The following is a 14,751-nucleotide window of genomic DNA, read 5'->3' as shown; positions in this document are numbered from 1 at the left end:
GGGGAATGCCCATGGATAACTTCAACACCCTCGAACTGCACAGCGACCCACGGGGCGTTGCCACCCTGTGGCTCAGCCGCGAGTCGAAAAACAACGCGTTCAACGCCGAAATGATCCGCGAACTGATCCTGGCCCTGGACCACGTCAGCAGCGATCCAAACTTGCGCTTCCTGCTGATCCGCGGCCGCGGCAAGCATTTCAGCGCCGGCGCCGACCTGGCCTGGATGCAACAATCGGCCGAGCTCGACTACCACACCAACCTTGATGACGCCCGGGAACTGGCGGAACTGATGTACAACCTCGCCAAGCTGAAAATTCCTACCCTGGCCGTCGTCCAGGGCGCCGCGTTCGGTGGCGCACTGGGGCTTATCAGCGCTTGTGACATGGCCATTGGTGCCGATGAAGCACAGTTCTGCCTGTCGGAAGTGCGCATTGGCCTGGCGCCAGCGGTGATCAGCCCGTTCGTGGTGCAAGCCATCGGCGAGCGTGCCGCGCGTCGTTATGCCCTGACGGCGGAACGCTTCGACGGGCAACGTGCGAAAGAAATCGGTTTGCTGTCGGAAAGTTACCCGGCCGAGACCCTGGACCAGCGGGTCGAACAGTGGATCGACAACCTGTTGCTCAACAGCCCGGCGGCCATGCGCGCCAGCAAGGAACTGCTGCGTGAAGTCGGCAACGGCGCCCTTACCCCGGCGCTGCGGCGCTACACCGAAAATGCCATCGCCCGCATCCGCGTCAGCCCGGAGGGCCAGGAAGGCCTGCGGGCGTTCCTGCAAAAGCGTGCGCCGAACTGGCAAGCCGAATCGAATAACAAGGAGCCGCGTCGATGAGCGCCCCTGCCCTCACCACGTTGCTGGTGGCCAACCGCGGTGAAATCGCCTGCCGCGTGATGCGCACCGCCAAAGCCATGGGCCTGACCACCGTTGCCGTCCACAGCGCCACCGACCGCGACGCCCGCCACAGCCGTGAAGCCGACATCCGCGTCGACCTGGGCGGCAGCAAGGCCGCCGACAGCTACTTGCAAATCGACAAGCTGATCGCCGCAGCGAAAGCCAGCGGCGCCCAGGCCATCCACCCCGGCTATGGCTTTCTGTCCGAGAACGCCGGGTTCGCCCGGGCGATTGAAAACGCCGGGCTGATCTTCCTCGGCCCACCGGCCTCGGCCATCGATGCCATGGGCAGCAAATCGGCGGCCAAGGCTTTGATGGAAACCGCCGGCGTGCCCCTGGTGCCCGGTTATCACGGCGAAGCCCAGGACCTGGAGACCTTTCGCGACGCCGCCGAGCGCATCGGCTACCCGGTATTGCTCAAGGCCACGGCCGGCGGTGGCGGCAAGGGCATGAAAGTCGTCGAGGATGTCAGCCAACTGGCCGAAGCCCTGGCCTCGGCCCAGCGTGAAGCGCAGTCCTCGTTCGGCGACTCACGGATGCTGGTGGAAAAATACCTGCTCAAGCCACGCCACGTGGAAATCCAGGTATTTGCCGACCAACACGGCAACTGCCTGTACCTCAACGAGCGCGATTGCTCGATCCAGCGCCGCCACCAGAAAGTAGTGGAAGAAGCCCCCGCCCCCGGCCTGACCGCGCAATTGCGCCAGGCCATGGGTGAAGCCGCCGTGCGCGCAGCCCAGGCGATTGGTTACGTCGGGGCCGGCACGGTGGAGTTCCTGCTGGATGCGCGGGGCGAGTTTTTCTTCATGGAAATGAACACCCGCTTGCAGGTCGAGCATCCGGTCACCGAAGCGATCACCGGACTGGACCTGGTGGCCTGGCAGATCCGCGTTGCCCAAGGCGAACCCTTGCCGATCACTCAAGCGCAAGTGCCGCTGCTCGGTCACGCCATCGAAGTGCGGCTGTATGCCGAAGACCCGGTCAACGATTTTCTGCCGGCCACCGGCCGCCTGGCGTTGTATCGCGAGTCGGTCGAGGGGGCGGGGCGGCGGGTCGACAGCGGGGTTGAAGAAGGTGATGAAATCTCGCCGTTCTACGACCCGATGCTCGGCAAGCTGATTGCCTGGGGTGAGAATCGCGAACAGGCGCGCTTGCGGCTGTTGAGCATGCTCGATGAATTTGCCATTGGCGGGCTGAAAACCAACATCGGGTTCCTGCGCCGAATCGTCGCCCATCCCGCCTTCGCGGCGGCAGAGCTGGACACCGGATTTATCCCACGTTACCAAGCGCAATTGCTGCCAGAGCCGGGCGAATTGGATGACGCATTCTGGCTTGCAGCCGCTCAAGGCTTCGCCTTGAGCCTGGCACCGCACGTACGCGGCGATGACGCCGGCTCACCGTGGGCCAGCACCACCGGGATGCGCCTGGGGTTGCCGAGGGAAACCACCTTGCACCTGAGCTGTGAAGGCCAGGATCGTGCGCTGACGCTGGACGTCACAGCCCATTGCGCGGAACTCAAGGGTGAGCGACTGACGATCGAGCACCATGGTGTGCGCCGCAGCCATCGGGCCATTCGCCAGGGCGACAGCCTGTATCTGCAATGGGCGGGAGACCTGCATCGGATCGATCTGTACGACCCATTGGCCGCGGCAGAAGCCAGCCACAGCCATCAGGGCGGCCTGGCCGCCCCCATGAACGGCAGTATCGTCCGGGTCTTGGTGAATGTCGGTCAGCCGGTGGAAGCCGGAGCTCAACTGGTGGTCCTGGAGGCCATGAAAATGGAGCACAGCATTCGTGCGCCCAAGGCCGGGGTGATCAAGGCGCTGTATTGCCAGGAAGGTGAAATGGTCAGCGAAGGCAGCGCCTTGGTGGCGTTCGAAGAATAGGCATCGGCCCGCTCCCAGGGCCGATCCAGTCAGAACCTGATGGTGGCCTGCACCACCACACCGATGAGCCGACATTGCTCGGTGTACAGGTTTTTCGGGTAAGTCGGATTGAGCGGAACCAGGTAACGCTGCCCGCTCTCTTCGATCAATTTGCGAAAGGTCGCGTCGCTGCTGCCGGGCAAGCAGGCAACCACCAGTTTGCCTGGCACCGCCTCGATGGCCGGATCCACCAGGATCGACATGCCCTCGGGAATGCTCAAGCCGCTGGGTGCGGTCATCGCGTCGCCCACCACCACCAGCCAGAACGCGGCCCCCAGGGCGTGGTAGTCCGTCAGCTCGTAGCGCGCCTGGCTGTAGGCACCAGGATCGCCTTCGCGAACCTCGCCAACCTCGTGCCATTCACTGACCGGGTAGCGGAAGTACGGATTGTACTTCTGCGCCAGGGCCATGCCTTCGTCCGTGGAAGTGTCCGGCTCGCGAATCACCATCGCCACTTCCAGAAACTCCAGCCCCAGCTCCCGCAGGACCCGGTTCATGTCTTCGACACTGGGTTGCCGGCGCCTGGTCAGCCAATGGCCGACGCCGCCCTGGGACATTCCCAACCGTTCTGCAAGCACCACTTGCGTGATGCGCAGCTCCTTCATCTTGGCCTTGACCAACTCTATCCATTTATCCATGTGCGGCACGATACGTGGATGACTCCGGCCATTCAAAACACAAATTGTAGTATTTAAATTATCGTCACAATTACGATAAGTACTATTCTGGATTCAGGAGTTCAGCCCCACACACGGAGATTTTCATCACCATGGATACACCCAACAAAAACCAACCCGGCAGCCCTTTCGACAGCACGTTCCCTTCCTTGCAGGATTGCCCGGCGGCCAAGCGCGCCCTCGATTACTACTTGAAACCAGGTGTTTCGCAGGCACAGGCAGAACATCGCTTCTTCGACGTCAATCACAGCGTCAGCGCAGAAGAAGCCCTTGTTCACGCATGCGACCTGCTGCGCTGTGCAGCGGCAACCGCCCACGAGTCCGCCAACCAGTTGAACGGTTCGAACCGTGACCTGGCGTTTTCGGTGGTGCACATGATTGACCTGGTCAAGGTGATGCTTGACCGATCCCTGGATGGCTACCCGACTCGCTAGGGGTAACACTCGGGAATGTCGCCGCGAACGCGGACGACGAGAAAAATTTTCCATCGACGCGATAAAATCATTTGACTTGCAAATGATAATGATTATTATTGCATCAGCTGGTCGCGAGATCAGTCGATAGACCAGAAGACCTTAGGTCGGACTTCTGGAATATCTCCTCATCAGGCTAATCACGGTTTTTGACCCGGCTTTTTGCCGGGTCTTTTTTTGCCGATTTTTCGGCTTATGGCTTCAGGCTAATGAAGTCTTTTTGGGTGCTGCCAATTCGATGGCGGCGATGATAGCAAATGAATACCCGTTTGCAAGAGCAGCCCCGCCACGCAGGCGGAAACTATCGACAACCAGCGCTTGAGAATCAATTGCAGAGTCTCTAAGCTGGCTCGGCGTCCAGGGAGGACGCCCCCTCGTTTACGTGACGTAAAGCGTCTCGGTTCCCCCGTCTTGCGTGTACAGTAATGGCCATGAAAATCCTCTCCAGGAATCGTGACCGTGGCTAAATCTTCCTTTGATATCAGCGCCAATTTCGACAGCGGCAACATCGAGGTCGTCGACATCAGCAACCCGTTGCAGTCGTTGCTCAAGATCAGGCCCGACACCCGCAGCGCCCATTTCCAATGGTTCCACTTCAAGGCCAGCGGCCTGCACGTCGGCCAGGAATATTCCTTTCGGCTGCTCAACGCCAGTCAATCGTCTTACAACAAGGCCTGGACGGGCTACCAGGCCGTTGCCTCCTACGATCACGTCAATTGGTTCCGCATTCCGACCCAATTTGAAGGCGACGCCCTGCGCTTTTATCTGGAGACCGAACAGACCAACGTCTGGTTCGCCTACTTCGAACCCTACAGTCGCGGCCGACATGATTGGCTGATCGAGCAAGCGCAGCACAAGGCTGGCACCGAACTCTTGGCCGTCGGTAAAAGCGTGGAAGGCCGGGACATTCAGCTGCTGCGCAAAGGCAGCGGTGCCGAAGGCCGGCGCAAAGTCTGGATCATCGCCCAGCAACATCCCGGCGAGCACATGGCCGAGTGGTTCATGGAGGGCGTGATCGAACGCCTCCAGCAGCATGACGATGCGCAACTGAACCAGTTGCTCGCCAAAGCCGATCTGTACCTGGTGCCGAACATGAACCCGGACGGCGCATTCCATGGGCATCTGCGGACCAACGCCATGGGCCAGGACCTCAACCGCGCCTGGCAGAACGCCAGTCCGGAAATCAGCCCCGAGGTCTTTTTCGTCCAGCAACAAATGGAAAAGTACGGCGTCGATCTGTTCCTCGATGCTCACGGCGATGAGGAAATTCCCCACGTCTTCACCGCCGGTTGCGAAGGCAACCCGGGCTACACGCCACGCATTGCCGAACTTGAAGAGCGCTTTCGCAGCCATCTCAAGCATCAGACCAAAGACTTCCAGACCACTCACGGCTACACCCGCGACGAACCGGGCCAGGCCAACATGACCCTGGCCTGTAACGCGGTCGGCCAGAAATATGACTGCCTGTCCCTGACCCTGGAGATGCCGTTCAAGGACCACAACGATCACCCGAACCCGATCACCGGCTGGTCTGGCAAACGCTCGATGCAGCTGGGCAAGGATGTGTTGAGCACCATCGAGGCCATGGTCGACGAATTGCGCTGATCCGAAGACCTGATCAATCCCCTGTGGCCAGGGAGCTTGCTCCCTGGCCACAATCCATCAACCCTTGCCGCGCAACATACTGTCCAACACCTCATCCCGGCGCACCCAAGCGTGAAACAACGCCGCCGCCAGATGCACCAGCACCGTCACGAACAACAGGTAAGCCAGGTACCCGTGGGCCTTGCGCAGCAGTGCGAACGTCTGCGCGTGGGCTGGCAGAATCGAAGGCAGTTGCAACGAGTCGCCGAGCATCACCGGGTCCCCCGCCGCCGAAATCATGCCCCAGCCCAACAACGGCAAGACCAGCATCAGGGCGTACAACAGCACATGCGAGGCGTTTGCCGCCAGCACTTGCCAGGCCGGCAGATCCGCCGGCAGCGGCGGTTGGCGGGTAGTAAAACGCACCATCAGGCGCACAATCACCAACAGCAAAATCGCGATACCCAATGGTTTGTGCAACTGCAACAGCCATTCATGGCGTTCGGACACCGAGGCGACCATGCCCGCGCCGATGAACAGCATGGCGATGACCATCACGGCCATCAGCCAGTGCAGCAGCCGGGCCAGCGGTGCAAAGTGACGAGGGGCGCTCATGGGCGGGACTCCTGTTTGGCGGGCAACTGGCTCACTTCGCTGGTACGTCGCAAGTAGGAACTGGCATAGGCGGCGGAGCGCGCGACCAATAGCGGGTCTTCGGAACCTTCGATCCCTTGGGGCAGGATCAGCGGGTCATAGTTGATGTCGCGGCATTCGCCGTTGTCCTGCGCCTGGGTGCGCTCCAGCACCAACGTGCCGGCATTGAGTACCTTGCGGTCAGCGGGCCAGGCCTTGCTGGCATCGTTCACCGGGTCACCCGGGTTGGCCAGGGTGATGTTCAACTGCCAGCGCAACGGCCCGGCGGCGAGGCGCTTCACCAGGTCTTGCTCGAGGAAGTCGCCCCCCTGGGGTGGCGTCGCATCCGCAGCATCCTGGCTCATCGGCACCATGCCCCAGCGCACCGCCTGACGCTGCCCGGCGGGGTTGATCAGATAGAACGCGTTGATGCCGTTGTAGGTTTCAGTGGCATAGCTGGCCGACGGCTTGGCGGTCTTGATCCATTGCAGGAACGGCGCCGCTTCGGGGTGTGCGGCAAAGAACGCCGGTACGGCCGCAGGGTTCGGTTTTCCTGTGGCAGGGTCCGGCGACTGGGCTTGCTGGAGTTGGTAGAAAGCTTGCGGCGTACCCACCGGAAACACCGGCATGCTGTTCATGCCGGTGCGCCATTGCTGGCCGTTGGCCTGGGTAAAGCGCAGTGCCAGGCTGCGAATCGGCACGCTGCCGTCCGGTGCATAGGGATTGCCGCTGGGCAAGGCGAAACGCCCAACCACAGGCGTTTGCGGCAGCGAGAACACCTGGGCGCTGGAATAGGCGCTGGCCTCGCCCGAGCTTTGGAAGTAACCCGCGACGCAGACCCCTTTCGAGTGGTTGCGTCGAAAGCCCGGGTGAACGCCGTTGTTTTTTTCCAGCACATTGACCAATGCCTGTGGTGTCAGGCGTTGTGGGTCGAGGCTGCCATTGACGTAGGCAAACGCCCCGGCCAACGCAGCAACAATCACGGCGATGCCGCTCAGGCGTAATGTCAGGCCAGCGGCACTCAAGGGTGGCCGGCTCGACGAGGATGAAGGATCAACCATGAGAAATCTCCAGGCCTCGAGGCCATTTGTTGGAAAGGACCCGTCAGACGAAGGCCCGGCAGGTTTATTCCCACGCCTCGTATTTATTTTTCCTGCACTGGAATAATCTCGTTCGCGGGTCGTCTTTCCAGTCCCGGCGCAATGACTGCCCACAGAAGCCACACCCCTATGAACGCATTCGACGAACAGTTGCGCGAGCTCATCCCCAGGCTACGGCGTTTTGCCGTGTCGCTGACGCGCAACCCGAGCAACGCCGACGACCTGGTGCAGATGTGCCTGGAACGGGCATTGTCCAAATGGAACGACAAGCGTCCGGACGGCGATCTGCGGGCCTGGCTGTTTTCGATTCTGTATCGGCAGTTTCTCGACAGCCATCGCCGCTCACGACGGTATGCGCGCATGCTGGAGTTTTTCACCGGCCGCGACGATGCCCACCCTTCGGCCGAGCGCAGCGTGATCGCGCAATCGTCGTTGCAGGCCTTCGATCAGCTCACGACGGAACAGCGCGCGCTGTTGCTCTGGGTGTCGGTGGAAGGCTTGAGTTACCAGCAAATCGCCGACATCCTCGGCGTGCCGACCGGCACGGTAATGTCCCGCCTGTCCCGCGCTCGCCAGGCCCTGCGCCAACTCAGCGACGGCGAAGTCACCCGCCCTACCCTGCGGATACTCAAATGATCAGCATGCCCCCCAGCGACAACGACCTGCACGCCTACGTCGATCGCCAACTGAGCGAGGCCGACCAGCGCCTGGTGCAGGCCTACCTGGCCAACCAGCCGGAAGTCGCCGCCCGGGTCCGCGCCTGGCAACAAGACGCGCAGCACCTGCGCACGGCCCTGAGCGGCGCCTTGCAACAGCCGCCCAATCCGGATCTCGACCCGGCCATGATTCGCCAGCACCTGAAACATCGCTCCCGCCGCCACCTGGCCAGCGTCGCGGTGTTGCTGCTGGCCGTCAGCGTAGGCGGGGTCAGCGGCTGGCAGGCGCGACAAATGACCCTACTCAGCGCCGCAGCCCCCATGGCTGACGCCCTCCAGGCGTACCGGTTAATTGCCCAGCAGGGCATCCTTCCGGCCGATTACCAGACCGGCGACGAGCAGAGCATGCAAGGCTGGCTCGACCGTTACTTCACCCAGGCTGACCGGCTGCCAGACCTGTCGGGGGCGGGCTTCAAGCCGGTCAGCGGACGCTTGCTCAGCACCGAACAAGGCGCGGCGGCGATGGTGGTCTATCAGGACCCGAGCGGTCAGAAAATCAGCTTCTACGTGCGCCCACCCGGCCCGAAAAACTTCCTCCTGCCGCGGGGCAGTCGTCGCGAGGGCGAGTTGCAAGCCGAGTACTGGTCCGGGCCGGGCTACAACTATGCGATGGTCATCCCCAGTGATGCGCCGACGGTGCAAAGACTCAAGCAGACATTGGACTTCTGATCAGCGGTGGGTTTGAGGCAGTGTTCAACCCTGCCCAAACACCTGCGAAGGCCTGCGCAGCAACGGGTCGAACGGGTTGATCCGCGGTCCGATCAGGGCCGCCTCGCGCTTGAGCATGTCCACCACCATCGGCAGGCGATCGGGCCCCAGGCGGTCGCTCACCGTTGCCACGCTCAAGGCGGCCACGGCTCGACCGTCACGGTCGAGGATCGGCAATACCTAGAAACGGCGATTGCCGTGGATTGGGACCAGGTCAACGAGCAACGCCCGGCCTGGAACGCCCGCTGGAACCGCAGCATCGAGCGCTAGCGCGAATTTTGCAGTTATCATGCGGCCATCTCGGGCTTAGTGCCTGAAGATAACCTGTGGCGAGGGAGCTTGCTCCCGCTGGGCTGCGCAGCCCTCAAACCTGACACCAAGGTGTGTCAGACTGATTGCATAGCCGCTTTTGGGGCTGCCATGCAGCCCAGCGGGAGCAAGCTCCCTCGCCACAGGTTCTTGTGCCCACTCCTTGATCAACAGCGACCCCATCCATGCACACCCTCGCCCAACTACGCGCCGGCCAGCTCTGCGGCATTACCCGGCTGGACCTGGCCTGCGGCTTGACGGAGTTTCCCCGGGAAATCTTCGACCTGGCCGATTCCCTCGAGATCCTCAACCTCAGCGGCAATCAGTTGGACACGCTGCCCGACGACCTGCATCGGCTGACTCGCCTGCGCGTACTGTTCTGTTCCGACAACCGCTTCACTGAACTGCCCGAATGCCTGGGCCGTTGCAGCGCGCTGACCATGGTCGGTTTCAAGGCCAACCGCATCAACCGCGTCACGGGCGCCGCACTGCCGCCACTGCTGCGCTGGCTGATCCTGACCGACAACTGCGTCAGCCGCTTGCCGGATGAACTGGGCCAACGCCCCTATCTGCAAAAACTGATGCTGGCCGGCAACCGTTTGCAGCAGTTGCCGGCCAGCCTGGGCCAGTGTCATCGCCTCGAACTGTTACGCATCGCCGCCAACCAACTGACCGAACTGCCGCAATGGCTGCTCACGTTGCCAAGCCTCAGTTGGCTGGCCTACGCCGGCAACCCACTGGAAACCCAGGCGCAAGCGACGGCCCTGAAAACCACGACGCCTATCGAATGGTCGCATCTGGAACTGCAACGACAACTGGGCGAAGGCGCGTCGGGGGTGATTCATCAGGCGCTCTGGCAGACGCCCGGCCAGGCGGCACGAAAGGTCGCAGTGAAGTTGTACAAGGGCCAGATGACCAGCGACGGCTCGCCCCTGCATGAGATGCATGCCTGCATCACGGCCGGTCGCCACTCGAACCTGATTGAGGTGCTGGGTCAGGTTGCCGGGCACCCCGAGCAACAGGCCGGGCTGGTGATGGCGCTGATCGAGCCCAGCTACCGTAACCTCGCCGGGCTGCCGAGCCTGGCGTCATGCAGCCGCGACGTGTATGCCGATGAACTGCGCCTGAGCGCCCCGGTGGCCTTGCGCATCGCCCACGGCATTGCCTCGGTGGCGGCGCACCTGCACCGCCATGGCATCACCCATGGGGATCTCTACGGGCACAATATTCTGTGCGATGAACAGGGCGATTGCCTGCTGGGGGACTTTGGCGCGGCGTCGTTCCATGCCACTGCAGACACCGTGCAAACCCGCGCACTGCAACGCATCGAGGTGCGGGCCTTCGGGATTTTGCTGGGGGAATTGCTGGCGCGGATCGAACCGACGCTCAGTGCCGAGGAACTGGCAGCGTTACAGGATCTGCAGGTGCGTTGCTGTCAGCCAGAGGTGTTGGCGCGGCCGGGGTTCGATGAGATCAGGCAGCTGTTGTCCAGCTTCTAATCCACTGATTCAATCGACGTCATAGGTTGATCGCCCGAACCTTTGTGGCGAGGGGATTTATCCCCGCTGGGCTGCGCAGCAGCCCCCAAAACTCTGCCGAGTCAGCCAGACATACCCAAGTTGTCTGGTTTCAGGGCCGCTTCGCGGCCCAGCGGGGATAAATCCCCTCGCCACATGTCCATCCTGTCCCTGGTCCAAGCAGGGTGGGATTAACCCGCCAACCCGACAAACATGTCCTGCACGTCATCGTGGTTGTCGAGGCCTTCGAGGAAGGCTTCTACTTCAGCCATCTGCTCGTCGGTCAGGCCACTGACCGGGTTTTTCGGCTGATAGCCCAGCTTGGCCGACAATACGGTGAAACCCTGCTCCGGCAAGGCCTTCTGTACGGCATCGAGGTCGGCAGGATCGGTGAGAAACAACGTCGCGCCTTCTTCGCCCGGTTCGAAATCCTGGGCACCGGCCTCGATGGCGGCCATTTCCGGATCGGCGTCCGGGCTGTCCGGCGCGGCTTCGATCATGCCCACATGGTTGAAGTCCCACGCCACCGAACCCGAGGCGCCGAGTTGGCCCTTGCGGAACGCGACGCGAATTTCGGCAACAGTACGGTTGATGTTATCGGTCACGCACTCAACGATCAGGGGCACCTGGTGCGGCGCAAACCCTTCGTAGGTGACGCGGTGGTATTGCACGGTTTCACCGAGCTGGCCAGAACCTTTCTTGATCGCACGTTCCAGGGTCTCGCGGGGCATCGAGGCCTTCTTCGCCTGTTCGACCACCAGTCGCAAGTGCGCGTTGGTCGCGGTATCAGCGCCGTTGCGCGCGGCAATGGTGATTTCCTTCACCAGCTTGCCGAAGATCTTTCCCTTGGCGTTGGCAGCCGCTTCTTTGTGTTTAACCTTCCACTGTGCGCCCATTACTCACTCTCTTGTCTGACGCGCCGAGACATCTGCCGGCCGGCGCTGTGGCGCAAGTTTATACGGCCTAAACCGGCTGATCGACCAAAAAATTCACCCTGCCGGATCGACATTTTCACAGCGTGTTGTAGGGCGTTTCTGAAATAGCGACTCACAAGCACCGTTTTCCCCTGCGGTTTCGTACCCTCTGCGCCTCTCTCCCTGCCAGTAGGAGCTGCGATGCGCAACGACACGGAAAGTCCCTTCAGCCTGACGCTCACGCAAAGCGGCTTGCAACTGCAAGTCTTGCGGTTCAGTGGCCGCGAAGCCCTCAACCAGCCATACCGCTTTGACCTCGAACTGATCGGCCTGGCCCCGCCGATAGATCTCCAACTGCTCTTGGGGCATCCGGCCTTCCTGCGCCTGGAAGGCGAATCGGGCGTCCATGGGATTGTCCACAGCGTTAGCCTCAGTGCCCTGGCGCCGCGGCGTATCGGCTATCGTGTGACGTTGGTTCCCTACCTCCAGCAACTGGAGCAAGGCCCACAGCGCCGGGTTTTCCATCGGCTCAGCGTGGTGCAGCTGCTGCAACGCCTGCTGGAAGAACACGCGCTACCCGTCGACAGCTACCGTTTCGAACTGCCCCATGGGCTGTATCCGTGTCGCCCGTTTTGCATCCAGTACGACGAAAGCGACCTGACCCTCCTGCAACGACTGTGTGAGGAAGAAGGCATTCATTACCACTTCGAACATGCTCCCCAGGGCCATGTCCTGGTGTTTGCCGAAGACCCGAAGAGCTTTCCCGCGCGCCCCATCGAGCTGCCCCTGCGCCCGAACGACAGCCTGCAGCCGGCCATCAGACGCTTGTATTTGCGTCACCATCCGATGATGCCTGGGCTGCCCGCCGGGTTCAGTGACCGGGCCCCGCCCGAAGCCGAGGCCTCGGCGGCGAATCAACCCCTTGAGCGGCTCGATCACGAAGCCATGCACGGCAACCCGGCCTTGGCTCACCGTTACCAGGCCGGTCGCCGCCACCTTGAACGGCTGCGCTGCCGACAACGGGAAATCCATGGCCACAGTACCCAACCGGCCCTGCACGGCGGCGACATCGTACAGGTCTGCGAACACCCGGTTTCCACCTTCAACGATCAATGGTTGATCACCGAGGTCCAGCATCGCGGACGGCAGTTCTCGATCCTGGAGCCGGACCTGCCCGCCGCACCGTCGGCCCGTGACTACCGCAACCGGTTCACCGCCATTCCCTGGTCCACCACGTTCAGGCCAGCCCTCAAGCACCCCAAGCCCCCCGTCCCCGGGTACCACCTGGCCCATGTACTCGGCAGCACCGGCCAGCCGGCCAGCGCCGATGAACGTGGCCAGGTGAGTGTCAGCCTATGGGCGCCGGACCAGGACGGCATCACGCTGCCCGTGTCGCGGCTGACGCTGGATGGCAGCCCCAGCCTGATGGCCGGCAGCGAAGTGCTGGTGAGTTTTCTCGATGGCGACCCTGATCGACCGGTGCTGTGCCCAGGGGCTGTCGATACCGGCGCAGGCCATACCGCCACGTCCCCGAAATCGCCCCGTGGGGACCATGATGCGGGGCTGCTGTTGGACTGGCTGCTGAATCCGCCGGATTTGACTCCCTGACTCAACCCTGTGGCTTCATGCCGGCAAAAGTGATCTGGCTCAAGCAAACCCAGCGAAACGGGCTTACAGTAAACGGATAACGCCGCTCTAGACGGCGCTCTACCCTGATCGTTGGAGAGGCCTGCAATGCCCTGGAAAAACTCAGAAAGCCGCTACAGTACCGTCACGGTCACCTTGCATTGGCTGATGCTGGTTCTGCTGGCCGTGGTTTACGCCTGCATCGAGTTCCGCGGGATTTTCCCCAAGGGCAGTGGCGGTCGCACCCTGATCAAGGAAGCGCACTTCATGCTCGGCCTGACGGTGTTCCTGCTGGTCTGGCTACGCCTGTTCGCCCGCAGCATGGGTAAGGCTCCGGCGATTTTCCCGGCGTCGCCTGCATGGCAAACCGTTCTCGCTCGCCTGATGCATTGGGCGCTGTACCTGTTCATGATCGCCATGCCGCTGCTGGGCTGGCTGATCACCAGCGCCGAAGGGCACCAGGTGATGTTCTACGGTTTCGATCTGCCGTTGCTCATCAATCAAGACAAGGATTTCGCCAAGCAACTGGAAGGCTGGCACGTGCTGGGCGGCACCATCGGCTATTGGCTGATTGGCCTGCATGCCTTGGCGGGGCTGTACCACCACTATGTGGTACGGGACAACACGCTGCTGCGGATGATGCCCAAACGCGGCTGACCGTCGTTACTCGAACCCCCGGCGGCCTTGCAAACCGCCGGTGTGGACGAAGACCAGACGGGTATCCGGGGCAAATCGTCCGGCCTCGACTTGCGTCTTGAGCAACATCAAGGCTTTGCCGGTGTACAACGGCTCCAGTTCGATGGCCGTCGTGGTTTCGATGAACTCGGTGAGTTCGGCATCGACCCGGGCGAACCCGCCACGGCTGCCGTCGAAGAACTCATGACGCGGTCTGGAAAGCCCGGCTTCTCCCACGATGCGCTCGACCTGCCGGGCCACGCCATGGTCCGGAGGCACGGCCAGCACGCCGTAGACCGGGCGCTCGCCCGCTTCGGCCAGCACCAGTCCGGCCAGCGATGTTCCAGTACCGCAAGCCAACCACCAGCCGTGATAATCCGCCCATCCCAGCGCCGCCAATTGTTCACGGACACTGGCCACCCACGTCATGCAGCCTTGCGCCCCAGGCAATCCCGAACCGCCCTCGGGCACCGGATGCAAATGTGGATAGCGAATCTGCCACGGTTCCCAGAAATCCGCTGCGTGCCGCTCTCGGTATCCGCCATAACCCAACCAGTGCAGGTCCATGCCAAACGCTTTCAGGTCGCGCACCGTCGGCGTGTCCTGGGGATGACCGCGCAATAGCCCGGCCGTGGAAAAGCCGAAGCGCCTGCCGGCCGCCGCCAGCGCATGCAAATGGTTGGAATAGGCACCGCCCAGGCTCATGACCCCTTCGGCTCCGGCCTCATGGGCGGTGCGCAGATGAGGGACCAGCTTGAACCACTTGTTGCCGCTGATCAGCGGATCGATCCGGTCCAGGCGCAACACCGCCACTTCGACACCGGCACGGGCGAGCCAGTCCAGGTGAAGGGGTTCGAGTCGGGGTTGGGGATGCCAGTCGAGGGCGGGAAGCAGCATTGCGGCGGGCCGGAGGGGAAGATACCGGCATCTTAACAGCTCGGTGTTGAGAGACTTCAGGATCGGAGTTCACCGCCTCCTGTGGGAGCGAGCTTGCTCGCTCCCAC

The 14,751-nt window shown here is 62.2% G+C and carries 14 protein-coding genes and 1 pseudogene; 9 read left to right on the top strand and 6 right to left on the bottom strand.

The window, feature by feature from the left end; translation table 11 throughout:
* Nucleotides 1-11: 11 nt before the first annotated feature.
* Complete coding sequence (locus BLO97_RS00400) at nucleotides 12-830, top strand: gamma-carboxygeranoyl-CoA hydratase (protein WP_092344377.1); 819 nt, start codon at nucleotides 12-14, stop codon at nucleotides 828-830.
* Nucleotides 827-2,776: an acetyl/propionyl/methylcrotonyl-CoA carboxylase subunit alpha gene (locus BLO97_RS00395; protein WP_092344375.1), complete on the top strand. Its 1,950-nt coding sequence runs from the start codon at nucleotides 827-829 to the stop codon at nucleotides 2,774-2,776. Before BLO97_RS00400 ends, BLO97_RS00395 begins: the two co-directional genes overlap by 4 nt.
* A gap of 29 nt (nucleotides 2,777-2,805) precedes the next feature.
* Here the strand turns inward: BLO97_RS00395 and BLO97_RS00390 are convergent, their stop codons facing one another.
* Nucleotides 2,806-3,453, bottom strand: a complete 648-nt coding sequence (locus tag BLO97_RS00390; protein WP_046064773.1) for a LexA family protein — start codon at nucleotides 3,451-3,453, stop codon at nucleotides 2,806-2,808.
* Nucleotides 3,454-3,584: 131 nt separating this feature from the next.
* On the opposite strand from BLO97_RS00390, the gene BLO97_RS00385 reads away from it, so the two are divergent.
* The gene (locus tag BLO97_RS00385) at nucleotides 3,585-3,926 is read left to right on the top strand and encodes a DUF6124 family protein (protein ID WP_063322112.1); all 342 of its coding nucleotides are present in this window, start codon (nucleotides 3,585-3,587) and stop codon (nucleotides 3,924-3,926) included.
* A 492-nt stretch (nucleotides 3,927-4,418) separates the two neighbouring features.
* The gene (locus BLO97_RS00380) at nucleotides 4,419-5,570 is read left to right on the top strand and encodes a M14 family metallopeptidase (RefSeq protein ID WP_063322113.1); all 1,152 of its coding nucleotides are present in this window, start codon (nucleotides 4,419-4,421) and stop codon (nucleotides 5,568-5,570) included.
* 57 nt (nucleotides 5,571-5,627) lie between these two features.
* Here BLO97_RS00380 and BLO97_RS00375 read toward each other — a convergent pair whose 3' ends face one another.
* Nucleotides 5,628-6,164 carry a cytochrome b gene (locus BLO97_RS00375; RefSeq protein ID WP_092344373.1) on the bottom strand — a complete coding sequence of 179 codons (537 nt, stop codon included), beginning with the start codon at nucleotides 6,162-6,164 and terminating at the stop codon, nucleotides 5,628-5,630.
* Nucleotides 6,161-7,243 carry a catalase family peroxidase gene (locus BLO97_RS00370; protein WP_063322115.1) on the bottom strand — a complete coding sequence of 361 codons (1,083 nt, stop codon included), beginning with the start codon at nucleotides 7,241-7,243 and terminating at the stop codon, nucleotides 6,161-6,163. Before BLO97_RS00370 ends, BLO97_RS00375 begins: the two co-directional genes overlap by 4 nt.
* Before the next feature lie 168 nt (nucleotides 7,244-7,411).
* Between BLO97_RS00370 and BLO97_RS00365 the strand changes: the two genes are divergently transcribed.
* Nucleotides 7,412-7,918 (top strand): sigma-70 family RNA polymerase sigma factor, encoded by a 507-nt coding sequence (locus BLO97_RS00365; protein ID WP_063322116.1) that lies wholly within the window; start codon nucleotides 7,412-7,414, stop codon nucleotides 7,916-7,918.
* Nucleotides 7,915-8,667, top strand: coding sequence for an anti-sigma factor family protein (locus tag BLO97_RS00360; protein WP_063322117.1), 753 nt, complete (start codon nucleotides 7,915-7,917; stop codon nucleotides 8,665-8,667). The genes BLO97_RS00365 and BLO97_RS00360 overlap by 4 nt, the downstream gene beginning before the upstream one ends.
* A gap of 24 nt (nucleotides 8,668-8,691) precedes the next feature.
* On the opposite strand, the pseudogene BLO97_RS00355 reads toward BLO97_RS00360, so the two are convergent.
* Nucleotides 8,692-8,883, bottom strand: a pseudogene (locus BLO97_RS00355) (IclR family transcriptional regulator); the annotation flags it as partial.
* Between the two features lie 317 nt (nucleotides 8,884-9,200).
* Between BLO97_RS00355 and BLO97_RS00345 the strand changes: the two are divergent.
* Nucleotides 9,201-10,514: a leucine-rich repeat-containing protein kinase family protein gene (locus tag BLO97_RS00345; RefSeq protein ID WP_092344369.1), complete on the top strand. Its 1,314-nt coding sequence runs from the start codon at nucleotides 9,201-9,203 to the stop codon at nucleotides 10,512-10,514.
* Between the two features lie 209 nt (nucleotides 10,515-10,723).
* On the opposite strand, the gene BLO97_RS00340 is transcribed toward BLO97_RS00345, so the two are convergent.
* Nucleotides 10,724-11,428, bottom strand: a complete 705-nt coding sequence (locus BLO97_RS00340; RefSeq protein ID WP_003199952.1) for a YebC/PmpR family DNA-binding transcriptional regulator — start codon at nucleotides 11,426-11,428, stop codon at nucleotides 10,724-10,726.
* A gap of 219 nt (nucleotides 11,429-11,647) precedes the next feature.
* On the opposite strand from BLO97_RS00340, the gene BLO97_RS00335 reads away from it, so the two are divergent.
* Nucleotides 11,648-13,054, top strand: a complete 1,407-nt coding sequence (locus BLO97_RS00335) for a type VI secretion system Vgr family protein (protein WP_092344367.1) — start codon at nucleotides 11,648-11,650, stop codon at nucleotides 13,052-13,054.
* A gap of 126 nt (nucleotides 13,055-13,180) precedes the next feature.
* Nucleotides 13,181-13,729, top strand: a complete 549-nt coding sequence (locus tag BLO97_RS00330) for a cytochrome b (protein ID WP_063322121.1) — start codon at nucleotides 13,181-13,183, stop codon at nucleotides 13,727-13,729.
* 6 nt (nucleotides 13,730-13,735) lie between these two features.
* On the opposite strand, the gene BLO97_RS00325 is transcribed toward BLO97_RS00330, so the two are convergent.
* On the bottom strand, nucleotides 13,736-14,644 hold the full coding sequence (locus BLO97_RS00325; protein WP_092344365.1) for a 1-aminocyclopropane-1-carboxylate deaminase/D-cysteine desulfhydrase: 909 nt from the start codon (nucleotides 14,642-14,644) through the stop codon (nucleotides 13,736-13,738).
* Nucleotides 14,645-14,751 lie beyond the last annotated feature (107 nt).

Source organism: Pseudomonas sp. NFACC05-1 (assembly GCF_900100135.1).
Taxonomy (GTDB): Bacteria; Pseudomonadota; Gammaproteobacteria; order Pseudomonadales; family Pseudomonadaceae; genus Aquipseudomonas; species Aquipseudomonas fluorescens_Q.
This window is presented reverse-complemented; position numbering and strand designations above follow the sequence as displayed.

Bases quoted from the DNA above. Each gene is read 5' to 3' on its own strand.
- BLO97_RS00400 (WP_092344377.1), top strand. From the start codon at position 12: ATGGATAACTTCAACACCCTCGAACTGCACAGCGACCCACGGGGCGTT.
- BLO97_RS00395 (WP_092344375.1), top strand. From the start codon at position 827: ATGAGCGCCCCTGCCCTCACCACGTTGCTGGTGGCCAACCGCGGTGAA.
- BLO97_RS00390 (WP_046064773.1), bottom strand. From the start codon at position 3,453: ATGGATAAATGGATAGAGTTGGTCAAGGCCAAGATGAAGGAGCTGCGC.
- BLO97_RS00385 (WP_063322112.1), top strand. From the start codon at position 3,585: ATGGATACACCCAACAAAAACCAACCCGGCAGCCCTTTCGACAGCACG.
- BLO97_RS00375 (WP_092344373.1), bottom strand. From the start codon at position 6,164: ATGAGCGCCCCTCGTCACTTTGCACCGCTGGCCCGGCTGCTGCACTGG.
- BLO97_RS00370 (WP_063322115.1), bottom strand. From the start codon at position 7,243: ATGGTTGATCCTTCATCCTCGTCGAGCCGGCCACCCTTGAGTGCCGCT.
- BLO97_RS00365 (WP_063322116.1), top strand. From the start codon at position 7,412: ATGAACGCATTCGACGAACAGTTGCGCGAGCTCATCCCCAGGCTACGG.
- BLO97_RS00360 (WP_063322117.1), top strand. From the start codon at position 7,915: ATGATCAGCATGCCCCCCAGCGACAACGACCTGCACGCCTACGTCGAT.
- BLO97_RS00345 (WP_092344369.1), top strand. From the start codon at position 9,201: ATGCACACCCTCGCCCAACTACGCGCCGGCCAGCTCTGCGGCATTACC.
- BLO97_RS00340 (WP_003199952.1), bottom strand. From the start codon at position 11,428: ATGGGCGCACAGTGGAAGGTTAAACACAAAGAAGCGGCTGCCAACGCC.
- BLO97_RS00335 (WP_092344367.1), top strand. From the start codon at position 11,648: ATGCGCAACGACACGGAAAGTCCCTTCAGCCTGACGCTCACGCAAAGC.
- BLO97_RS00330 (WP_063322121.1), top strand. From the start codon at position 13,181: ATGCCCTGGAAAAACTCAGAAAGCCGCTACAGTACCGTCACGGTCACC.
- BLO97_RS00325 (WP_092344365.1), bottom strand. From the start codon at position 14,644: ATGCTGCTTCCCGCCCTCGACTGGCATCCCCAACCCCGACTCGAACCC.